Genomic DNA, 21,647 nt, shown 5'->3' with positions numbered 1-21,647 from the left:
CAAAGGAGTTTATTTAAACTGTACTTTTACAAGTTGTTTCCTGAAAACGTACCCTTAACAGGAGAGGATTCATTATGAAAATCCTTCTGATAGAAGACGACCATCATACCAGTGAATTACTTTCTGCTACCCTTTCTGAGCATCACTATGCTGTTGATGTCATTGCAGATGGCTTAGCAGGGCTAGAGATGGCAATCCGATGGAGTTACGATCTCATTTTGTTAGATATTTTGTTGCCCAACATTAACGGAATTGAAGTGTGCCATCGTTTGCGCGCTCAAGGTTGCCAAACCCCGATCTTGATGCTGACGACGAAAGACTCGAACGAAGATATTATTGCTGGGCTAGATGCTGGGGGGGATGACTATGTTGCCAAATCCTGTAGTTCATCGCAACTCTTGGCGCGGGTGCGGGCCTTGCTACGTCGCAGTGGTCACGCTGTTCCGTCCCCAATCTTGACTTGGGGAGCCTTGAGCCTTGATCCGGCGCGGGCACAGGTGATGTATAAGCAACAGGAGATAGCATTCGCCCCAAAGAATATTGTTTACTGGAACTGTTCCTGCGCTATCCTCAACACGTCCTCAGCCGAGGAGCCATTATCGACCATCTGTGGTCATTTGAGGAAACACCAGTGGAAGGATCGGTGACAAATTTAATTAAAGATTTGCGCCATCGGTTGAAGGCAGCCGGACTGACAGCCGAATTGATTGAAACAGTCTACGGTATGGGCTATCGTCTAAGACCAGTACCAGAGGATGATTGGAACGATCGAGAGCAACGGGTCAGAACCATCATTCAGCAAGTCGCCGAGCGCTTTCAGGTCTCGCTGGAACAACGGATGGCGGTGTTGCAATCTGTCGAACGATCGCTACAAGCTGGTACCCTCAGTGCACAGCAACAAACTGCTGCCCGTCTGCAAGCCCACAAACTAGCTGGCGGACTGGGAACATTTGGCTATGTCAAAGCCTCAAAGATTGCCGAAGCGATTGAACATTTATTGGAGGCTCCAATCAACCAAGAAACCCAGTTGGCTCAGCAGTTTTCTCAATGCCTAGAGGATTTACAGCAAGCTCTGACAGCCTCTCTCGCAGAGGCGGCTGAACCAAACATTGCCAGGAGATAACCGGATGTCGATCGCCTTGGCTGAAGCTCTGCGACGAAGGGTGTCCAAGTTTTCCTTAGCCACGATTCCCCTGCGCTGGGTTTTAACTGTTCCGTTTGTGTTGCCCACGATTGGAGCAGTGACACTTGTGGGCTATTGGTCCTATCGCAATGGACAAGCTGCTTTAGCGAATTTGGGAGAGCAACTTGTCACCGAAACGAACGATCGCGTGGCCCAAGAACTGAAATCCTATGTGCAAGCGCCGATGCTGATCAATCGATTGAACGTTGATGCTGTCAATCAGGAACAACTGGATTTACAAGATCTTCCTGCTTTGGAAGCCATGCTATTCAATCGACTACAGCAATTTGACCAGGTGTCGGCGGTCTTGTTTGTTGATCCACAGGGCAGGTTTCGATTAGTCGATCGGTTGTTTCAGGAGTTATACCTAGTGGCTGCCAACCCCCCGCGTCCCGATGAACTACTGATTTACCAAGTGGGTCAAGATGGAAAACGCGGCAATCTAGTGACAACCCAGACAGGGTTCGATGTGCGCCTCGATCGGCCTTGGTATCAACGAGCCGTGACCACTGGTAAGCCAGGATGGAATCTTATTTCCCAGTATGGCTCACAGGAGTTGCTGACCTTAGATGCCTCTCAACCCGTCTACGATCGCAACACCCAACAGTTACTAGGAGTATTTGCCGTTCATCTTCGGCTCGATTACTTGAGCGAATTTCTGCGCCAGTTAGATATTAGCCAGGTTGGTCAAGTTATAATCACCGATGCCCATGGTGCACTGATTGCGACCTCTACCCAAGAGCTACCCTACATGCTGGAACCTGGTTCTGGATATCAGCGGCCATTTCGGCAGTTGCAGATACAGGAAAGTCAGAACGATCTGACGCGAGCCTTGGGAGAATACTTGCGCGATCGACCCAACTCACTGACTCAATCCAATTCCCATCAATCTCTACACTTTCGCTACAACGGCGATCAGCAATACGTCAAAATCACACCATTTCGCGACCCATACGGGCTGAATTGGCGCATTATTACCGTCGTACCCCAGTCTCATTTTCTGGCAGCCATTCAAGATCATGCTCAGCAAGCCTTATTGCTATGTTTGTTGACGCTAGGAGTCGCAATTACCCTAGGCTTACTGGCGGCTCATCGACTTACCGCCCGACTGCGGCAATTAAATCGGGTTAGCAAAGAACTGGCAAGGGGCAATCTCGATCAACAGCTGCCAATGGATAGCTTCATTAAGGAATTGAATGAACTGGCACAGACGTTCAACCAAATGGCAGACCAACTGCAACAGTCCTTCGATCGGATTCATGCGGCACTGGCGGAATCGGAAGCAAAATTCACGACGGTTTTTCGCAACAGCCCTGATCCGATGGCAATCGCCAGCCTAGAAGAAGGGCGTTTGCTGGAGGTAAATGATAGTTTAATTGAATTTTTTGGCTATTCCCGTTCCGAGATGATTGGACGTACGACCGTTGAACTCAACTTTTGGCATGATTTAAACCAGCGTCATCAATACCGAACCTTACTGCAACAGCAGGGGCGCGTGCGTAACTTAGAAATTCAGCTATATACTCACTTGGGTACTGTCAAAACGGTGTTGCTGTCGGCGGAAGTGCGGATGTTAGAAGGGCAACCCTGTGTGATTGTAGTACATCGAGATATTAGCGATCGAAAGGTGGCTGAACTGGCACTGCAACAAAGCGAGGCTCGATATCGTGCCATTGTGGAAGATCAAACCGAACTAATTACCCGATCGTTACCAGACACAACTCTGTTGTTTGTCAATGATGCGTACTGTCGTTATTTCAACGTTCGCCAAGAGGATATCCTTGGCAAGAGTTATCTCCCCCTGATTCACCCAGACGATCAAGAGCAAGTCACGCAAGAGCTACGCTCCATGAGTCCTATGAACCCTACCACCGTTGACGAAAACCGCGTGGTAGTCAATGGCGAAGTGCACTGGACACAATGGATTAATCGGATGTTATTTGATGCGCATGGAAATGCAACAGAGTTGCAGTCGGTTGGCCGGGATATTACGACATTAAAGCAAACAGAAGCAGCCCTGAGGAACAGCGAAGCCAACCTGCTGCAAGCTCAACGCATTGCGCAGTTGGGTAGTTGGGAATTTAACCTCACCACTCAAACTGTTACTTGGTCAGAAGAGCTTTTCCACATCGTTGGGCTAGCCCCCACCCAGTGGCAGTTGTCCTATGCCGCCGTGATGGAGTTGCTCCCGATTGACGATCGCAGCCGTTTGCAAGCAGCCATTGATCAAGCGATCGCAGACGGTACGCCTTACGAGGTTGAACATCGCATCTGTCGTCCTGATGGCACCATTCGCTATCTAGTCAGCAAAGGTCAGGCGGTGTTTAATGATCAGCAACAGGTGCTCAAGCTCTATGGCACGGCTCTCGATATTACCGATCGCAAACGGCTAGAACAATCGCTACGATCGCAGGCAGAAGCGGAACGGTTACTGACTACAATTACGCAAACCATTCGGCAATCACTGGACTTAGAGCGAATTTTGGCCACAACGGTGACGGAAGTGCAACGAACCCTCAAGTCCGATCGTGCCTTAATTTTTCGTCTGCATCCCGATGGTTCGGGACAGGTGATCCAGGAAGCTGTCGTGCCAAACTACCCAATCATCAATCAGATGCACTGGGAAGATGAGCATTTTTCAGAAGCATGCTGGCGGCACTATCAGCAGGGACTGCCTCGCATTGTGCCGGATGTAGCAACGGATGATTGGGCTGCTTGTTTAGCAGAATTCATGCAATCGGTGGGGGTTAAATCTAAGGTTGTGGCTCCGATCGTGCAGACTCACACAGACTCGCAGGTGGTGGTTTGGGGGTTGCTCATCGTTCATGCCTGTGCTCACCATCGGCAGTGGCAGCCATCGGAAGCAGAATTTTTGCAGCGAATTAGTGACCAGTTGGCGATTGCCATTGATCAATCGAATCTCTATCAGCAGTTGCAAACCGAACTAGCAGAGCATAAGCAAACTGAAGAAGCCTTGCGGCAAAGCCAAGTACGGTTAGCCATCGCGCAACAGGTGGCGCAGATAGCGAATTGGGAGCTTGATTTAGAAAGTCAGGAAGTTACCTGTTCCGATGCTATCTTTCATCATTGGGGGTTCGATTCAACTCAGCCCCCTCCCAATTTGTTTGATCTGCTGCAACGGGTGCATGTTGACGATCGCGCCGCCCTGCAACAAAGCGTCAAAATAGCAATTACTCAGGGAATTCCCTATACGTTAGATCTGCGGATTGTGCATCCAGATGGAACCATTCGCTATCTCGATTCGCGAGGTGAACCGTTGTTTAATGCGCAGGGACAGGTGATGAAACTGATTGGCACGTCACTCGACATCACCCATCGCAAACGCACAGAACAAGCTTTGCAAGAACGAGAAGCGATGCTGCGGGCCATTGGCGATAATTTACCCAAAGGATTCATTTATCAGCGCGTGTATGAGCCAGGTAAAGGGTTTTATTACTCCTATGTCAGTGCTGGGGTTGAACAGCTATTAGGCTTGAAGGCCAAGGATATTTTGGCTAATCCCCAACTGACTCGCACGATTGGGTTTGAGGAAGACTTGGCTCGTGCTGATCAAGCTGCGCAAGAATCGCTGGAAAACCTAACGCCTATTGAATTGCAAATGCGGCATCGCACTGCCACCAGAGAAATTCACTGGTCATCAATTCGTTCGATTCCTCGGCGCTTAGAAGATGGCCGCACAGTTTGGGACGGTGTAGAGGTGGATATTACTGACCTGAAACAGGCAGAGGCTGCCCTGCGTACCAGTGAAGAACAATTCCGCCGAGCCTTTGATGAGGCCCCCATTGGTGTATCGCTGGTGACAATGACGGGACAGTTTGTCAAGGTGAATTCGCGCTATTGCGATCTGGTTGGCTATACCGAAGCCGAACTCCTGTCTCTGACCTTTCAAACAATTACTCACCCGGCTGATCTAGAAGAGGATTTAGCAGGAATTCGTCGCATGATCGCTGGGGAAATTACTTCGTTTGAATTAGAAAAACGATACATCACGAAACAAGGCGCGATCGTTCCTGTGCTGATCCATGTGGCGTTAATTCGCGATCAAGACGGTCAACCACTATATAGTGTGGGACATGCTCAAGATATTCGCGAGCGACTGAAAGTAGAACGAATGAAAGACCAGTTCATTTCAGTTGTCAGTCATGAACTGCGCACGCCACTAACCTCAATCCGGGGTGCTCTAGGTATGTTGGCGTCGGGAGTATTTGACGATCGACCTGAAAGAGCAAAACACATGTTGCAAATTGCCATCAGCAGCAGCGAACGATTAGTACGATTAGTGAACGATATCCTAACATTAGAGCGATTGAAATCTGGTATGGTTCCGCTTCAAGTTGAACCATGCCAAGTTACCGATTTGTTGCAACAAGCCGTAAACAGTGTACAGACGATCGCCGATCAAGCTGATGTCACACTTGTGGTCACGCCAGTGGCTGTCACCCTATGGGCTGCACCAGATGCTATCGTTCAAACCTTAACGAATCTGCTCAGTAACGCCATCAAGTTTTCATTTCCAGGCGCTACAGTATGGCTGAAGGTGGAAATGGGAAATCGAGAACAGGGATCAGACGAAGAAACATTCCTCTCCGGCTCTCAACTCCCAACTCCCAATTCCCGACTTCCCTTTATTATCTTTTCCATTACTGACCAAGGACGAGGGATTCCTGAAGACAAGCTTGACCTCATTTTTGAACAATTTCAACAAGTGGATGTATCTGATTCTCGCAACAAAGGAGGAACCGGATTAGGATTAGCCATTTGCAAAAAGATTGTGCAACAACATGGCGGAAGAATTTGGGTAGAAAGTGAATTAGGCAAGGGAAGCACTTTTTACTTTACGTTGCCTATAAGCAGGAACCGCGATTATGTTTAAACGGATTTTGATTGTGGACGATGACGATGAAATTCGGGATGTGGTGCAGGCCGCGTTGGAAGAATTTGGGGGCTGGCAAACTTTAACAGCTGCATCAGGAATGGAAGGCTTGCAGCTTGCTAAAACTGAGGCGATTGATGCCATTCTTCTCGATATCTCAATGCCAGATATGGATGGATTTCAAATGCAAGACGCTTTGCAAGCAGATTTCAAAACTCGAACCATTCCTGTAATCGTTTTGACGGCTAAGGCCTTACCAAGCGATCAACAGCGCTTTGCAGCTTTGAATGTTGCAGGTGTCATCATCAAACCATTCGATCCAATGACAATTTGGCAACAGGTTGCAGCACTCTTAGATTGGAATGTGTGAAGTTTGATCCGATTAAGTAACAAACCTCGCACTACCCTTACCCCAATTTCTCTGCTAGAGCAGACGAGGGGCTTGCGATGATTGTCATGGTGACACCTGTTGTTTTCATGTTCCGAATGTACTCTTGAATCTGCAAGAAGCTACACATTTTGAATCCAAGGTCGATCGCGCAAGATTATTGGCTGGCTGCCTGACAGAAGTGGTTAAAAGCTAATAAAGGTGTGTGTTAAAGCTTGGTTTAGTAGATAAGCATTCTGAAATGGCAAGCGCTTCAGTAATCCATCTAGCCTTTGTCTGATACGAGCTTCCTCGGCAGGTGAAACTGGTATGGTGCGTATTTCATGTCTTGCCTGTTCCTGTGATAAAAGACGAAGAACGTCTTGTCGCTGCTTTTCTACATCTGTTGCTTGAGAGGCTGCAATGGATTTGAGTAGCCGAAGTACACTGTCTACAGCCCGATATGTGTCATCTGTTGAAAATGTTGACTGATGTGCCCATTGATTACGAACTTCAAGTAGCTCATTGACAAGAGCGCGATCGGGTTGACTGAGGCTCCCTTTAAAGACCTTATCCCATTCTCTGTTTACTACTGTTAACAGTGCAGATACATCTTCCTAGATAATATCGGCTGCTTGCTGTTTTGCTTTTTGGAAATCTCGCAAATGTGAGGTTGCTTTGGTTAACCATGTGCTACCATGCACTGCTTCCATCTTCTGCTCAACATAGGGATACAAACCTTGGCGTAGGGAGTCTAATGCTTTTCCAATGCGCTCCCGATTACTGACTCCCATACAAAATCTCCTTGCAACCCAACCATAAGAGAGATAGGTGGGCTGTCTCTAGAATTCCCTAAACAGAGTGAGGTCTAACGGTGAAGTGCAGCGGCGGCAGATAACCTTGACCTCAGCACCAGAGATTTTCAACCGTCCGCTGCATTTGAATTATGGGGGGACAGGACTGAAGCAGAGGGTGTAAGCTCAGCCTCAGGACTGGGAGACAGGGTGGGAGACGACCATGCATCGCGTGACACTTGATGTCTACTAACATATCGACTCGCCCCACCCTGTGCTTCTCTCGATAACGAATCCTCAGAGGACGGTGCGACTACACCTGCCATAATCTTTTCGCCTGAGCAGAAGCAGTCCCAGTTGCATCACCAACTGTAGTTCGAGAATAACATCATGAATCAGAACGTGTACGCTGCCTACATCGGGATTGATTGGTCTGACCGCAAACACGACATTTATCTTTACGATTGCACCACAGGTGAAATAGAAGAGTCTGTCATTGGCGCACAACCGGATGCCATTGCTGCTTGGGTCAAGGGATTACGAAAGCGATACGGCAATGCTTTGTTGGCAGTGTGCTTAGAGCAGAAGCGCGGTCCACTGATTTATGCGCTCTGCCAGTACGAAAACTTGGTGCTTTATCCGATCAACCCACGCACCGTTTCCAACTACCGCAAAGCCTTTCAGCCGTCTCGTGCCAAGTCAGACCCAATTGATGCCCGCATCCTGGTCGAACTGCTGCAAAAGCACCAGGACAAACTTCCAGCCTGGCAGCCGGAAAGTGCTCAGATGCGAGCATTAAGGCAGTGGGTTGAATCCAGACGGATGTTGGTCGGTGAGAAGGTCCGTCTGAGCAATCGCAGGATTGCTGCGCTGAAGAATTACTATCCTCAAGTGTTGGATTGGTTTGAGGACAAGGATACTCAGGTATTTTGCGCTTTTGTTGAACGTTACCCCACGCTCAAGGACGCTCAAGCGGCGCCCCCAGAGGAATTAACTCAGTTTTTCCGCTCTCATCAAGTGATTCGTCGTAGTGCCATCACTCGTCGGATTGCACAAATTGCCGCCTCTGGCATTTCCTTAACCGAAGACCCAGGCATTGTCGAACCGATGCAATGGCTCGTGCAAACCTTGATCGGTCAGTTAAAGCCGTTACTCCTACGCTTAACGGAACTGACGCTCAAGATCGATCGTTGTTTCACGGCACTTCCCGATGCAGGTTGGTTTGCAGCCCTTCCTGGTGCTGGAGAACATCTGGCTCCCCGATTACTTGCAGCCTTTGGGGAAGAGCGATCGCGTTTTGACAGTGCCCAGCAGATGATGTGTTACTTTGGCATTGCCCCTGTTAGAGAGAGTAGTGGCAAGAAGAATTGGGTGCATTGGCGATGGAGTTGTCCGATCTTCTTGCGACAGACGTTTGTAGAGTGGGTCAATCAAAGCCGACATCATTGTGCTTGGGCACAAGCCTATTATCGAATGCAGCGAGCCAAGGGCAATTCTCATCCAGCAGCGATGCGGTCGTTAGCGTTCAAGTGGATACGGATTCTGTTTGGTTGTTGGAAGAATCGAGAGCCATATGATGAGGCGAAGTATGTTGCAGCATTACAGCGTAAGGGTTCGCCAATTGTAAAGTTGCTGGGGGCAATTTGAGAAGGAAATTCAGTTTTTATTGGAGATAAAGTAGGAAAGATTAAAGAGATAGAAAATGCAACAAAAATAGGAACGAATGGTTGATTCTGAAGCATACTATTATGCACATTTTCAGAGCCAACCTACAATCGTTTGTCTAAGTTTCAAAAGCCGAGAAGCCAACTGAAAAAGACTCAAAAACTTACTTGACCCCATCCTCCTCAGAGGCTATGTTAGCCCTCCGCAACCGCTCACAATCCTCAATAATTTATATTCAAAGTAAATCGTTCTCAGACAACTGAGCGATTCTCATCAAGGCTCTCAAGGTTCCAAGCTTCAGATCTTGATTGCGATGAACAGGAATTGATAGGATTTGCTCTACTTCAGGATTTTCGTAAATGTGATGACTGCCAGTAATTCTTCGTAAAACCCAACCTTTTTGCTCCACAATCTTACACAATCGCTTGCCAGAAATAGATTTCATACAGCAATTTCGATAACTTGATCGGTTGACTCAATTGCATTACGACTATTGGCAACATCAAGCCACCCTTCAATAGCATCCTTCAAATTTGCCACTACCTCCTCCATCGTGTCTCCCTCAGTGACACAACCGGGAAGTGCAGGAACCTCTGCCCAATAACCACCTTCTTCCGCTGGATGAATAATCGCCCTAATTTTCATATGCCTATCAAGCTGATTGCTGAAAACATACTAACATATGTACCTTAACTGATTCACTTAATTCTGCTTTCTTACTTCACTAAGCTTACTTAAAGTTTGAGGTCCGGCAATTCCATGAACTGGCGTTATCTTATATACCTCCTGAAAATCACTAATTGATCGTGCTAGCTGCTCATCGAACACTTCATCTACTACACCTCGATAAAACTTAACTTCCTGAAGCATTTTCTTCAAATCAGCTATATCTATGTCTATTTTAGCTAAATGAAGACGAGTATATTTTTTCTGTCCTTTTAATCTCTCTTCTGGAGTAACCTTTTTTAGCTTCTCTGCGTAGCTTTGATTTACAGCCGCTCTTTTTAATTTATACTCTTCTAACAAAGACTGTTCTTGCTCTCTTACTGATTCAAGGCTTAAGAATAAGCTTTCTTTTAATTCTTCAGTCCTTTGCTCTATTAGTTTCTTGTTATCTTCTACTTTTTCCGATATCTCCTGTAATTGAACTTCAATATCCTTAATTTTGAACTGCTTAACATTTGGAATAATTGCTGCTATGAAAGACAATCCAAACCAGTAAATTGCCTGTTGCTTAAGCTCTTTCTCAACTGAGAATAGAAGTATATACGCAAATATCAGGAAAGCTATTGCGGAAAAAGAATATCCGAAAAACTTTAGTCTTTTAGCCTCTTCCTTAATTCTTTTGGCTTCTTTAGCATTATCGTCATAATTTTGAGCAGTTTTCATTTTTTCTCCAGAAGCATAAGCAAACAAAAGATTTTGATAACCGATCATTACAATGCTCGTCTCATCAAGACCAGTATACCGAGTACATTCTAACTATGTTTCCATGAAGAAGTTGAGGGTTAACGGTTCTGGTCAGCGGTTGCCGAGAACTTTGCAACTCACCCAAGCGGCTTCGGTCAATCCGCTGCACCCGAATTGTTAGGAGGCGGTTGAACTTTAGAACTGCTCAACAAAATTTGAAGCTCCTCAATGCTCAACGGAGGAGAGCGGCGATGAATCATGGCATGACAGTTAGGACACACGGGACGTAAATCTTTGACAGGATCAACCTCGTACTCTTCGGCAATCTCAGAAATGGGACAGAGATGGTGTACGTGAATAAAACCTTCGCCTAATTCTCCAAAAACCTGACCGAAATTGAAGCCACAAGCGAAACAACTTGTTCCATAGTAAGCTATGCATCTTTGACGAGCTTGAGGGCTGCGTTCATAAGCATTAACTGAAACTTTGCAGACTGCGCCTTCGCGGAAAACTGTAGTCTCATCAACTTCATCAGGAAACGTGACCGATGAAGAACGTTCAGGCGTAACCCAACCCAAAGCTTCGAGAGCTTCTGCAACTTCTGGATGCATTTCCCAGAAAAATCGATAGGGATTACGCTCTTCGTATCCGCTCGACCAGACAGACCACCATCGATGTGTACCAATTTCTCGCTGACTTGGCTCAAATCCTGTTGCTTCGCAGAATAACCGTCCTAGCCGACCGTATAGCAGATTGACCATGCCACGTCCGCTCTCAATGCCTATTAGCTCTGCAAGTTGGGTCGCTGTAACAGTGCGATTTGGGGCGTAATACTGCTCTTGTAGTAAACGAAGCTGTAATTCATTGATACGAGAACCGAGCGCAGATAAACCGGACACATACTCGTCAACAGTTGGTATTGTACTTGGTTTGAAAACATGACCCATACCAGGCACTTGCTGATTGTGATTTAAGTGTCACACTCATGGTCTTTCGGCTGCGCCCCCACAGATAACCTTGAGCCGCCTAACTACTGTTTATGCTGATTCCCCTGCCTAAATTCCGCCTAACACCCTGTAGCAAGGTAGTTAACCAGAATCAAAGTTGCATATCACCTCCTCTGGGGGTAGTTATACCGAATCTCATCCGCATAACTGCCCAAATCGGAATGTTATACAGAACTCTATCGAGCTACTTACTCGAACTCAGAGGTTATGCCGAATGGGATGGTGATAATTACCCTGATAGAGGTGTTTATCTGGATCTTGTTCTGCATAATACGCCCATTGAAGGGGATATGCCGATCGCTTCAGCAAATCTTCATGGTCAGTAGGCAGGCAAGAGATGTAGCATTTAGCACACAAGTGCTACTGTCATCTACCCGCCTCGCGATGGCATCCCGATCCAGAAAACTGCTTGACCAAGTTTGCGATACGATTCGTCTGAAACATTATTCCTATCGAACCGAGCAAAGTTATGTTGGCTGGATTCGCAGGTACAGTCTCTTCCATATCTGCATGAAAGTGGGGTACAGAAAACGCTAAAGCAAGCGGTTCGTGTAGCGGGCATTGCGAAGCGAGTTGGGTGCCATACCTTTTGCCATAGTTTTGCCACCCACTTACTGGAAGACGGCTACGACATCCGCACGGGGCAAGAGTTGCTGGGCACAAAGATGTGAAGACGACGATGATTTATACCCATGTGCTCAATCGCGGTGGCAGGGGTGTTCGCAGTCCCCTCGATGCGTGAAACTCGATCGCCCTCTCCTGCCTCATCATCAAAAATTGCTGACAAAAAAAGGCTCGATACGCTTGTGCAACCCGATCGAGTTGGTTTATGCTATGGCGATGCTGGTTCTTTCGCAGGACGAGAGGAACGGCTGAACGGCTCAAGGTACTGGCGCTGATTAGGGAAGCGTCCAACAACCCTAACCAGCTAACCTAACTTCCTGACGACAACAGGAGGCTAGGCTGTGTTGATTGTAGACCAGGTGTCTGCGATCGGCACACCTTGCTGATGCATGGTTGGGTGACACCCATGCCTTGGGCCGTTCTTAACCCAATAGAAAACATCAGCAAGGAACAAAACAATGACTGGAGAATGGAATACTGAGTTGCGCGTTCAGGAAAGCGATCGGGTACAGATTTGGATTATCGGAACACGCGACCAAGTGATACATCAGATCAATGAGTTCTATGTGCGCAAGATTGCCACCGACCGAGTGCAGTTTACGCCGATCGTTCCGGCTCCGTTTGCCACAGGCAAGTACATGACCGTGCTGGTGCGGTAGTTAAAGTTAGTGCGATAGTTATTTAGAAAGCAATCTCAGGAGGCATGATCAAACCATGCATGTCTCCTGCTCTACCTTGAGGAGGACTTCTCAATCGCTGAGAAAGAATTGCTGTACTGTTGTGCCAGATCTTCGTACAACTTCATGATTGACTTGCGACATTTACGATACTTTATGGCAGTAGCAGAGGAACTGCATTTTGGACGCGCTGCCGAACGGTTGCACATTGCCCAGCCACCACTGAGCCAGCAAATTCGGCAATTAGAAGCTGAACTAGGATTTCAATTGTTTTATCGTACGAAGCGATCGGTCGAACTCACGGAAGCCGGGCAGGTTTTCCTGCAAGAGTGTCAACGGCTGTTTCGGCAACTTGATCAGGCAATTGAAATGGGGCGACAGGTAAGTCGAGGCGAGTTGGGGCAGTTGGTGATTGGCTTTGTCAGTTCTGCTGCATACAATGTCTTGCCAACACTGTTGCGATCGTTTCGGATGCAGATTCCCAAAGTCAGTTTGGAATTGCATGAACTCACGACCGATCAACAATTGCACTGGTTGCACGATCGGCGCTTGGATGTGGGATTGATCCGTCCGCCAGTGGACGATCCAACCTTTGCCGCATTCACTATTTTGCAGGAATCACTAGTGGTGGCTTTACCAGAACAGCACCCGCTAGCATGTCAGCATCATGTCTCACTCCAACAGCTTGCTCACGAAGCCTTTGTGCTGTTTCCTCGACCGCTGGCTCCCGGACTGTACGATCAAATCATTAGTTTGTGTCAACAGGTTGGCTTTAGTCCGAATGTGGTGCAGGAAGCCATTCAAATGCAGACGATTGTGAGTTTAGTGGCGGCTGAAATTGGGGTAGCGATTGTTCCAATTTCTCTACAAAATTTGCAGCGTACAGGCGTAATTTATAAACCGCTACAGGAGCCTACACCGAAAGCTGAAATTGCTATTGCTTGGCGACGATCGGATGTTTCTCCAATTGTTGAACGGTTTCTAGAAATTGCTCGTCAATTGATTCTATAACGCATCTTTTAATCAAATTTTTGCTTATAAAATATAGTTTGGTGATGCACCACAGGTTTGTCTAAGAAATTCGCATTCGCTTCAACGCTCAAATCTTAAATCGGCGATCGTCTGTTGCTTAGCGTTTTCCGTATTTGATGTCACAAACCGATCTTGATAGAAATCAAAGTAGCCTTGCTTCTCGCCGTTAATCCACACTTCAACGACATTTACTAAAATTTGTGATTGTCGCAGTAAAAAACCCGCTAGCTTTGTGTCAACTGTCAGGGGGTATTGCGTAGGACGAAAAGCAAGCCGATCGCCCCGGCTAGTTTCGATCGTATGGATAGGCTCGACTACAGTTCCCATCTTGAAGTCTTCCTTGGGAAAATCAATGTACTTTTCGGCGGTATGCGTTTCTCCTGTACTAAAAGAATTCGGTGGCAAAGTCACGGTGTAGGTTTGTTTTTCTGTTCCCAATTGCATACACCAAAACCCAATCGAACCCGCAATTAGAGAAATCCCAATCACCCGTCGGTGTTCTTCGATCGCAGAAGCGGCTCGATAAGGAGTGCTTCGCCTCAGCGCTTCACTAATATATAAAACCATCGTTGCTTTTCCTCCAGAGACGTTTGCAGGGTATTTCTACCTCATTACCATCTCAAACAATTGAAACAATTGATCTGCCTGTTTGAGTGATGGAAAATGCGCCCTTTTCATGTGCACCCGTCTATAGTTCAGATCTATAGATCTCTTCCATAGATCTCTATAGATCTCCAGAGATTCTGTATCTCTATCCGTATCTTTATCTGTTGGTCACTTACTGATGCGCTCATGGATAGCCCGCCGTAGGTCACTGCCAATTCATCATCACAATTGCTGTAGCGCGTGTCCAGCCATAAAGCTTGGATAGGTGAGCATGGTCATGACGATGAAATCTGAACCTAAGCACAATCGCAACTGTTCGCACCATCTTAAAACCATAGAAGCAGAAGCGATTACTCGCATCTACCCTGATGAAAGAAATAGAAACTTTTTAAGGTATCTTCATCTACTTAAGGAAGGTGTTAGACGGGTCAAGTGTATCTTGATACCCTCAGCACCTTACGATATAAGCTATACCGCCCGCCGAATGACTACCCTCTCTACCTAAACACCTTGAAAAATACACGTAAAGATACATAATTAGTGAGATGCCAACGGCTAGAGAAATACAAAACAATGATGGGACTGCAATTCTTCTGCAAACTCAAACTCTATGCTCGATTGGTTGACAACAGTTATTTCTTCTCTGGGCTACGTAGGCATTCTGTGCTTAATGCTTTTGGAAAACTTTGTTCCGTTCGTTCCTGAAGAATTGATTATGCCACTTGCCGGATTTACAGTGCAACAAGGTAATTTGAGCTTTCCTTTGACGGTTTTAGCCGGAACTTGCGGAACGATATTGGGCACCTTGCTGTGGTACGGGTTAGGCAGATGGGTTGGAGAGAAACGCATGAGCCGTTGGGTCGATAAACATGGCAAATGGCTTAGTCTGACTGGAGAAGACATTGATCGGTCAAAACGCTGGTTCGATCGCCACGGGAGCCTAGTGGTCTTCTTTGGTCGCTTCGTTCCAGGTATCCGTACCTATATTTCCATTCCCGCTGGGTTTGAAGAAATGGGAATGCTCCCTTTCTTAGTGTTCTCTTTCGCTGGCACGCTGCTGTGGGTGACGTTTCTCACCTATGCTGGCTATGTGTTAGGAGAGAACTATCAATTGGTGGAGCAGTTTTTCGGGCCAGTGTCTACGATCGTTTTAATTGCATTCGCCATCGGGGTCAGTATTTGGCTACTTCAACGTAAGCGCCAGAAAAAGCGAGCGCGCACTCGCTGAAGTTTAGCGGCTCTGGCGCTAAACTTCAGCGAAATCAAAATACTCGATCGAAGCACTCGATAAGGCGATCGACTTCGGCAAGGGTGTTGTAATGCACCATACTAACGCGCACCACACCATGTTGCGCAGTCAATCCCAACTCTTCGATCAGACGTTTAGCGTAAAAATCACCATAGCGGATGGCGATGCGGTGCGGGTCAAGCTGTGGCGGAATCGTGGCGCTATCGATGCCATCTACCACAAACGAAATCGTGGGGACTCGATCGTCTGGATTCGCGCGGGGATGACCGATGATACGGACATTGGGCTGGCTGTTGAGATAGCACAGCAACCGATCGCCCAGGATGGCTTCATGAGACCGGATCAGATCAAAGGCTTGCACCATGCGCTGTCGTGGAGATTGTTCGATCGCCGTTGGGTCATGCAACGTCGCCAGATGGCTGAGATAATCGCACAGCCCCAGCACTCCATAGCTCAATTCATAATTGACATTACCAGGTTGAAACTTATAAGGAATGTCGGTTTGTTCAATAAAGTAATGATTAATGCTTGGCAACGACAACAGATGCGCTTGCTTACCATACAGCACGGCATAATGCGGGCCATAGGTTTTGTAAAAGCTGAAGGCATAGAAGTCTACGTCCAACGCCTGCACATCCACCAAGCGATGGGCCGCATAGCCAACGCCATCCACACAGAGCATGGCTCCGTAGGTGTGAACGCGATCGGCAATCTGGCGAATAGGATTAATTGTGCCAAGAATGTTCGAAGCGTGAGTGACAGCGACCAAGCGGGTGCGGGGTGTCATCAAGGCTTCTAAATCATCTAGCTGAAGTTCTAGAGTATCAGGATTAAGTCGCCAGGTTTTTACAACAATGCCCTGCTGCTTCAAGTCCATCCAAGGGCTGACATTCGCTTCATGATCGGTATTGGTGACAATCACTTCATCGCCTACTGTCCAGTTCTGTACCAAACACAGCGATAGAATTCGTAGCAGCAATGAGGTGGAACCGCCCATGACAACTTCAGTCGAACTGGCGGCGTTGAGCAGCGTGGCAACCGCTTCTCGGGCACACAAAACTCGCTCTCCGGCTAATTGCGAAATAGCATAGCTGGCTCCTAGTTGCACATTCGATGTCAGCAAATATTCGCTGATGCGATCGACAACTGGCTTGAGGATTTGCGAGCCGCCTGCATTGTCAAAGAAAATCCAGTCCCCTAGTAGAGCCGGGAACTGTTGACGTACATACTCTAGCTGAAGTGATTGGGTGGGAGCGAGGGGCATGGGGGATAGGGGGTGGGGAGTCGGAAGTCGGGAGTCAGGAGTCGGAACAGTTGAGTATCTGTAGTGTTCACAATCAAATTCTACAGAAAATCTCATAATAATTTTGCTAAATTACACAACCGCTTCTACTTCGGTTAGTTCAAATCGATAATTTTCAATTACGGGATTGGCTAAAAGCTGATCACAAATGCGATCGAGTTGGCTTTGTGCGGTGGCTTCATCGTCTGCTCGCAACATCAGTTCTACATATTTACCGATGCGCACTTGCTCGACGTTGTCATAGCCCAAATGTTGTAACCCGGATTGCACAGCGGTTCCGGCTGGGTCAAGGACAGAAGGGCGGAGCGTGATGTAAATGCGAGCGTGGTAGGTTCGAGTCATGGTGATTCCAGCCAGACACGGTTAGAGAGAATAATCAACGCTATTGTACGGGGAAGGCGGAGTGAGAGAAAGGGGCACAAGCAGAAATCCTGGGAACCCCCCTTCACGCCCGTTGGGTTAGGTCAACGCGGCGGCATGATGTTGAATGTGATCGCCTATGAAGGTGGCAATAAAGTAGTAGCTGTGATCATAGCCTGGCTGCATTCGCAAGGTGACGGGCTGACCTGCCTGCTCGCAGGCGGCGGCAAACACTTCTGGTAAGAGTTGCTGTTGCGCCAGAAAAGTGTCCTCGGTCCCCTGATCAATCAAAATCGCTCGCTCGATTCGTGCTCCACGCTTGATTAATTCAGTGGCATCATAATCTTGCCAAGCGGCTCGATCGGTTCCTAGATAGCCAGAGAAGGCTTTTTGTCCCCATTGGCATTGGCTAGGGGCGGAGATTGGTGCAAAGGCGGAGATTGAACGATAGCGATCGGGATGCTTGAGTCCACAGATCAGTGCTCCATGGCCACCCATCGAGTGCCCAAAAATTCCAGTGCGATCGGGCTGCACGGGAAAATTAGCGTGAATCAGGGTGGGCAGTTCGTCTACTACATAGCTGTACATGTGATAGTGCTGATTCCAGGGAGATTCCGTTGCATCCACATAGAATCCGGCCCCTTTGCCAAAGTCCCAAGCATCCTCCGCATCGGGTACATCTTCTCCTCGGGGACTGGTATCGGGAGCCACCAACATCAAGCCATACTCTGCCGCATAGCGCTGCGCTCCAGCCTTGGTGGTGAAGTTTTCTTCGGTGCAGGTCAGCCCCGACAGATAATAGAGCACTGGCACAGAAGCTTGTTTCGCTTGCGGTGGCACAAACACGGCAAATCGCATCTCGCAGTTGCACACCTGGGACGCATGACGATAAAAACCAACGGTGCCATTGAAGCAAGCATATTGGTTAATCACGGTTAGAGCATCAGACATGATGGTGGTTTTTCCTAATCAAATAACACGACACTGCGAATCGACTCGCCGTGATGCATCAGGTCAAAGGCGTCGTTGATCTGGTTCAGCGGCAGCGTATGCGTAATCAAATCGTCAATGTTGATTTTGTGATCCATATACCAATCCACGATCTTCGGTACATCGGTGCGGCCTCTGGCCCCTCCAAAGGCGCTGCCTTTCCACACCCGACCTGTCACCAGTTGAAATGGCCGTGTACTGATTTCTTCGCCTGCTCCTGCAACTCCAATGATGGTACAAACGCCCCAGCCTTTATGGCAACACTCCAGCGCTTGTCGCATTACCTGCACATTTCCGATGCACTCGAAGGAATAATCCGCTCCGCCATCGGTCAGTTCGATTAAGTGCGCCACCAGATCACCCCTAATTTCCTTAGGGTTAACGAAATGGGTCATGCCGAATTGCTCGGCGATCGATCGCTTGCTGGGGTTGAGATCGACGCCCACAATTCTATCGGCTCCCACCATGCGACAGCCCTGAATCACGTTCAGTCCAATGCCGCCCAAGCCAAACACAACCACTTTTGCCCCCGGTTCCACTTTGGCGGTAAAGATCACGGCTCCGATTCCTGTGGTCACACCACAACCGATGTAGCAAACCTTATCGAACGGTGCATCTTCGCGAATTTTGGCTACGGCAATTTCTGGCAGCACGGTGTAGTTCGCAAACGTGGATGTGCCCATATAGTGATAGAGTGGCTTGCCATTGACTGAGAAACGGCTGGTGCCATCGGGCATGAGACCTTTGCCCTGCGTCGCTCGAATTGCCTGACATAGATTCGTTTTCTGGCTGAGGCAAAACTTACACTGCCGACATTCCGGGGTGTAAAGCGGAATCACATGATCGCCGGGTTTGACGCTTTTGACGCCCTCACCAACCTCCACTACAATGCCCGCCCCTTCATGTCCCAGGATGGTCGGAAATAGACCTTCGGGATCTTTACCGGACAACGTATAAGCGTCGGTGTGACAGACTCCTGTGGCTTTAATTTCAACCAGGACTTCGCCTTCTTTGGGTCCCTCAAGCTGAATGGTTTCAATGCTCAGCGGTTCACCCGCAGCATAGGCAACAGCAGCTTTAACATCCATTGCTCTGGTTCTCTCCCGATCGATCAACCCGATCGATTATCCGTTACGCGCGCTCTGCAAGCATGAACCTTTCGGAAGTATTAACATTAACGCAATGTGCAACTTTATTAAATTAAAACACTGGCTGGTACTCCATCACCCTCATCCCCTTCCTTTCTCCTAAGCTTGGGAGAAGGAAGTAAGAATTTGCTCAAACTCCCTTCTCTCCTAGCTTTGGGAGACGAGGGCTAAAGAGGTGAGGGCAAAATAGTTGACATGGTGGCAACACTAAACCTGTTTACTTACTGATTCAGAGATTGCTTAGATTTGACTTAGGGTAAGGTTTGAAGGGTCAAAACTTGGGGTGGGGTTGAGTCGGGTGGATACAGAAAACTCACCTCCACCAAGCGCCGCTCGCCGGCCGCTAAGTTGAGGACGGCCAACGCATCGCCCATTTGTCCCCGACGTTGCACTAAATGCACATAGCGAGTTTGTGGTAAGCCGCGATCGTCCGTAAAGCGAATCCGAACAGTTCCTCGAAAAAAGGTTTGGGTGGGCAATGGATCAAAAAAACGCAAGCCAGCTTCCGTTAATATATCTTCTTTGATTGGGGTTTCCAGGGCAATTGTCACCGTCCGAGCCTCAGTACTGGGATTGTGCAACGGCAAGGTGAGATCATACTGAATCCCATAATTGCCGTGGGCCTGATAGGCTGTGTCAGGATAGCGCACCAGCAACGGGGCTGTTTGCACTTGTTCGGTTCCCAATCGACCACGCACTAAAGTACTCAGCCCATAGGAAAAGGCACGACCCGGTTCAGGAATGGTGAGTTCAGCGTTGGTAGGGCGATCGGTGACCTGTGCTTGCCATCGGGACCCCTGCGCCACTCCTGCCACTCGGCCATAGATAATTTCGTTAATCGGAGCCGTGTTATCTAGCAATGTCGGAGGACGATCGCGTGGGCCAGCCAAGTCGCCTGTTTCCAACAATGCTTGCCATTCTGCCAGATCGGGAGCACGTTCGCTGCCCTCATCGGTGTCCCTAGCCATCAGCGCCAAACTGGCTACATACACCGGGCCACTACTCCGCACTCGCATCAGGGTCGATCGCCCATTCAACGGTGGGTCGAGCGTTGCCACCGGAATCGGCAGATTTAGCAGCAGTTGATAGGATTGGGGCGGAATCACGATCGTGGGTGGAAACATGGTCTGTCGCTGACCCCGCAGCACGTCGTTCATGACCCGGCTGCCTGGCCCGGCGTACACATTGCCCGCTGCATTATCAACCGACGAGGGTAGATCAATAAAGGGAGCATCGGGTTGACTAAGATAGCTAGCTGCTTGCAAAACCTCGATCGTGACAGGTTCTATTCCTGGATTGTAGGCAACCACTCCTAAGTACACGCTACGCAGATCTTCAGGAGACAATGCCCTAAAGACATGGTGAGCAAAAATATCAAAGCGCCCTTGCAGCGCAAGATTGAGATGGGCAGTCGGGTATTGCTTGCCATCGGCAGGAAAAGTAGACAGCAAAATACCTTCTGTTCCAATTAACTCTGGGCTATTGCTGTTAAAAACGAGTACGTCATCTAGTTGCCCTGGCAACGCTCGCACTTCTTGCAAGCGTACTGTTTCTTGTGGGGAAGGAGGCGGTGGCGCAGGAGTTTGAGCCAAAAGCAGTGACAGAATCGCAGCAATGCCGTTCATGAAAGATGAGAAACGCGAGACAGTAATAGAGGGAAATGACGAAGGAGTTTGATAAAAAGTTTGCGGTGGCAAGAAAAAATTGCTGAGTACAGAGACTAGCGTACATCAACGCGCACAAGCTTTTCCTTGCCTTCACCGCTGCGATAGAGACTCCGCAGGCAGCAACCTCTCCCTTTTGTGAGAACGCGCCTCCCCCTTCGGATAGGCGATCGACTGATGCAAACTTGCTAAATTAAAAACATCAGAAAACGAACGAAATAAAGTTCTGCACAATCACAGTTTTACTGAGGAAATAACAATGAATATCTTGGCTTGGATTGTATTAGGTTTGATCGCTGGCGCTATTGCAAAGGCTCTTTATCCCGGACATCAAGGCGGCGGCATTCTTGGTACATTAATTCTGGGTGTTATTGGTGCGTTTGTTGGCGGTTCTCTCTATAACCTGCTGACCACCGGAACCCTATCGCTGACGGCAGCCGGTCTCAGCATTGGGGGTATCATCGTAGCCATTATTGGTGCCATGATTGCTTTGTTCATCTACTATGCTGCAACGCGCCGTAGCGCACTCTAATCATTGATTGTATTGAAAAGCTCCTCAAATAGTTGGTGCATCGAGCAGGTCCCCACGCAAGTGGGGATTTTTGCTTTGCTGAAGATTTATGGACGTTGGCACCTAAGAGGAGGATTAGAAGATGATTAGAAGTGGCAAAGTG

21 protein-coding genes and 2 pseudogenes are annotated in these 21,647 nt (G+C 48.2%); 12 read left to right on the top strand and 11 right to left on the bottom strand.

From position 1 onward, the window contains the following. The first annotated feature begins 74 nt into the window (after window positions 1–74). Genes OXH18_RS08565 through OXH18_RS08550 form a run of 4 tightly spaced genes read left to right on the top strand, consistent with a single transcriptional unit; the run spans window position 75 to window position 6,447 of the window. Window positions 75–647 carry a response regulator transcription factor gene (locus OXH18_RS08565; protein ID WP_268612100.1) on the top strand — a complete coding sequence of 191 codons (573 nt, stop codon included), beginning with the start codon at window positions 75–77 and terminating at the stop codon, window positions 645–647. After that, entirely contained in the window at window positions 548–1,123 is a 576-nt protein-coding gene (locus OXH18_RS08560; protein WP_315874692.1) for a winged helix-turn-helix domain-containing protein, read from the top strand. The genes OXH18_RS08565 and OXH18_RS08560 overlap by 100 nt, the downstream gene beginning before the upstream one ends. A gap of 4 nt (window positions 1,124–1,127) precedes the next feature. Then, on the top strand, window positions 1,128–6,077 hold the full coding sequence (locus tag OXH18_RS08555; RefSeq protein WP_268612099.1) for a PAS domain S-box protein: 4,950 nt from the start codon (window positions 1,128–1,130) through the stop codon (window positions 6,075–6,077). Then, window positions 6,070–6,447, top strand: a complete 378-nt coding sequence (locus tag OXH18_RS08550) for a response regulator (RefSeq protein WP_268612098.1) — start codon at window positions 6,070–6,072, stop codon at window positions 6,445–6,447. Before OXH18_RS08555 ends, OXH18_RS08550 begins: the two co-directional genes overlap by 8 nt. A gap of 203 nt (window positions 6,448–6,650) precedes the next feature. Here OXH18_RS08550 and OXH18_RS08545 read toward each other — a convergent pair. Continuing rightward, window positions 6,651–7,157, bottom strand: a pseudogene (locus tag OXH18_RS08545) (Swt1 family HEPN domain-containing protein). A 471-nt stretch (window positions 7,158–7,628) separates the two neighbouring features. Here OXH18_RS08545 and OXH18_RS08540 point away from each other — a divergent pair. Next, window positions 7,629–8,885: an IS110 family RNA-guided transposase gene (locus OXH18_RS08540; protein ID WP_268608000.1), complete on the top strand. Its 1,257-nt coding sequence runs from the start codon at window positions 7,629–7,631 to the stop codon at window positions 8,883–8,885. Between the two features lie 253 nt (window positions 8,886–9,138). On the opposite strand, the gene OXH18_RS08535 is transcribed toward OXH18_RS08540, so the two are convergent. From OXH18_RS08535 to OXH18_RS08520, 4 genes are all read right to left on the bottom strand, one after another. Next, entirely contained in the window at window positions 9,139–9,348 is a 210-nt protein-coding gene (locus tag OXH18_RS08535; RefSeq protein ID WP_268612097.1) for a type II toxin-antitoxin system HicA family toxin, read from the bottom strand. Then, complete coding sequence (locus tag OXH18_RS08530; RefSeq protein WP_268612096.1) at window positions 9,345–9,548, bottom strand: type II toxin-antitoxin system HicB family antitoxin; 204 nt, start codon at window positions 9,546–9,548, stop codon at window positions 9,345–9,347. Before OXH18_RS08530 ends, OXH18_RS08535 begins: the two co-directional genes overlap by 4 nt. 57 nt (window positions 9,549–9,605) lie before the next feature. Next, window positions 9,606–10,340 carry a peptidoglycan-binding domain-containing protein gene (locus OXH18_RS08525; protein ID WP_268612095.1) on the bottom strand — a complete coding sequence of 245 codons (735 nt, stop codon included), beginning with the start codon at window positions 10,338–10,340 and terminating at the stop codon, window positions 9,606–9,608. Window positions 10,341–10,468: 128 nt separating this feature from the next. Continuing rightward, on the bottom strand, window positions 10,469–11,260 hold the full coding sequence (locus OXH18_RS08520; RefSeq protein ID WP_268610731.1) for an HNH endonuclease: 792 nt from the start codon (window positions 11,258–11,260) through the stop codon (window positions 10,469–10,471). 267 nt (window positions 11,261–11,527) lie between these two features. Here OXH18_RS08520 and OXH18_RS25485 point away from each other — a divergent pair, with 267 nt between their 5' ends. From OXH18_RS25485 to OXH18_RS08500, 5 genes and pseudogenes are all read left to right on the top strand, one after another. Then, complete coding sequence (locus OXH18_RS25485; protein WP_390904355.1) at window positions 11,528–11,857, top strand: phage integrase N-terminal SAM-like domain-containing protein; 330 nt, start codon at window positions 11,528–11,530, stop codon at window positions 11,855–11,857. After that, window positions 11,803–12,062, top strand: a pseudogene (locus OXH18_RS08515) (tyrosine-type recombinase/integrase); the annotation flags it as partial. The gene OXH18_RS25485 and the pseudogene OXH18_RS08515, both read left to right, overlap by 55 nt. Then, entirely contained in the window at window positions 12,013–12,219 is a 207-nt protein-coding gene (locus OXH18_RS08510) for a hypothetical protein (RefSeq protein WP_268613266.1), read from the top strand. The pseudogene OXH18_RS08515 and the gene OXH18_RS08510, both read left to right, overlap by 50 nt. Window positions 12,220–12,402: 183 nt before the next feature. Further along, entirely contained in the window at window positions 12,403–12,603 is a 201-nt protein-coding gene (locus tag OXH18_RS08505) for a hypothetical protein (protein ID WP_268612094.1), read from the top strand. 147 nt (window positions 12,604–12,750) lie between these two features. Next, window positions 12,751–13,632, top strand: coding sequence for a LysR family transcriptional regulator (locus OXH18_RS08500; RefSeq protein ID WP_315874691.1), 882 nt, complete (start codon window positions 12,751–12,753; stop codon window positions 13,630–13,632). 81 nt (window positions 13,633–13,713) lie between these two features. Here OXH18_RS08500 and OXH18_RS08495 read toward each other — a convergent pair whose 3' ends face one another. Then, window positions 13,714–14,220, bottom strand: coding sequence for a hypothetical protein (locus OXH18_RS08495; RefSeq protein WP_268612091.1), 507 nt, complete (start codon window positions 14,218–14,220; stop codon window positions 13,714–13,716). A gap of 709 nt (window positions 14,221–14,929) precedes the next feature. On the opposite strand from OXH18_RS08495, the gene OXH18_RS08490 reads away from it, so the two are divergent. Next, window positions 14,930–15,487, top strand: coding sequence for a DedA family protein (locus OXH18_RS08490; RefSeq protein ID WP_268613148.1), 558 nt, complete (start codon window positions 14,930–14,932; stop codon window positions 15,485–15,487). Between the two features lie 34 nt (window positions 15,488–15,521). Here the strand turns inward: OXH18_RS08490 and OXH18_RS08485 are convergent, their stop codons facing one another. The 5 genes from OXH18_RS08485 to OXH18_RS08465 form a co-directional block, all read right to left on the bottom strand. Further along, the gene (locus OXH18_RS08485) at window positions 15,522–16,772 is read right to left on the bottom strand and encodes a cysteine desulfurase-like protein (RefSeq protein ID WP_268612090.1); all 1,251 of its coding nucleotides are present in this window, start codon (window positions 16,770–16,772) and stop codon (window positions 15,522–15,524) included. 111 nt (window positions 16,773–16,883) lie between these two features. Further along, window positions 16,884–17,153 carry a phosphoribosylformylglycinamidine synthase subunit PurS gene (gene purS, locus OXH18_RS08480; RefSeq protein WP_268612089.1) on the bottom strand — a complete coding sequence of 90 codons (270 nt, stop codon included), beginning with the start codon at window positions 17,151–17,153 and terminating at the stop codon, window positions 16,884–16,886. A 117-nt stretch (window positions 17,154–17,270) separates the two neighbouring features. Continuing rightward, window positions 17,271–18,122, bottom strand: coding sequence for an S-formylglutathione hydrolase (fghA, locus tag OXH18_RS08475; protein WP_268612087.1), 852 nt, complete (start codon window positions 18,120–18,122; stop codon window positions 17,271–17,273). 14 nt (window positions 18,123–18,136) lie between these two features. Beyond that, window positions 18,137–19,249, bottom strand: coding sequence for an S-(hydroxymethyl)glutathione dehydrogenase/class III alcohol dehydrogenase (locus OXH18_RS08470; protein ID WP_268612086.1), 1,113 nt, complete (start codon window positions 19,247–19,249; stop codon window positions 18,137–18,139). 311 nt (window positions 19,250–19,560) lie between these two features. Then, window positions 19,561–20,934: a DUF3370 domain-containing protein gene (locus OXH18_RS08465; protein ID WP_268612085.1), complete on the bottom strand. Its 1,374-nt coding sequence runs from the start codon at window positions 20,932–20,934 to the stop codon at window positions 19,561–19,563. A 298-nt stretch (window positions 20,935–21,232) separates the two neighbouring features. Between OXH18_RS08465 and OXH18_RS08460 the strand changes: the two genes are divergently transcribed. Beyond that, window positions 21,233–21,505, top strand: coding sequence for a GlsB/YeaQ/YmgE family stress response membrane protein (locus OXH18_RS08460; RefSeq protein WP_268612084.1), 273 nt, complete (start codon window positions 21,233–21,235; stop codon window positions 21,503–21,505). Window positions 21,506–21,647: the final 142 nt, after the last annotated feature.

Source organism: Thermocoleostomius sinensis A174, assembly GCF_026802175.1.
GTDB lineage: Bacteria > Cyanobacteriota > Cyanobacteriia > Elainellales > Elainellaceae > Thermocoleostomius > Thermocoleostomius sinensis.
This window is presented reverse-complemented; position numbering and strand designations above follow the sequence as displayed.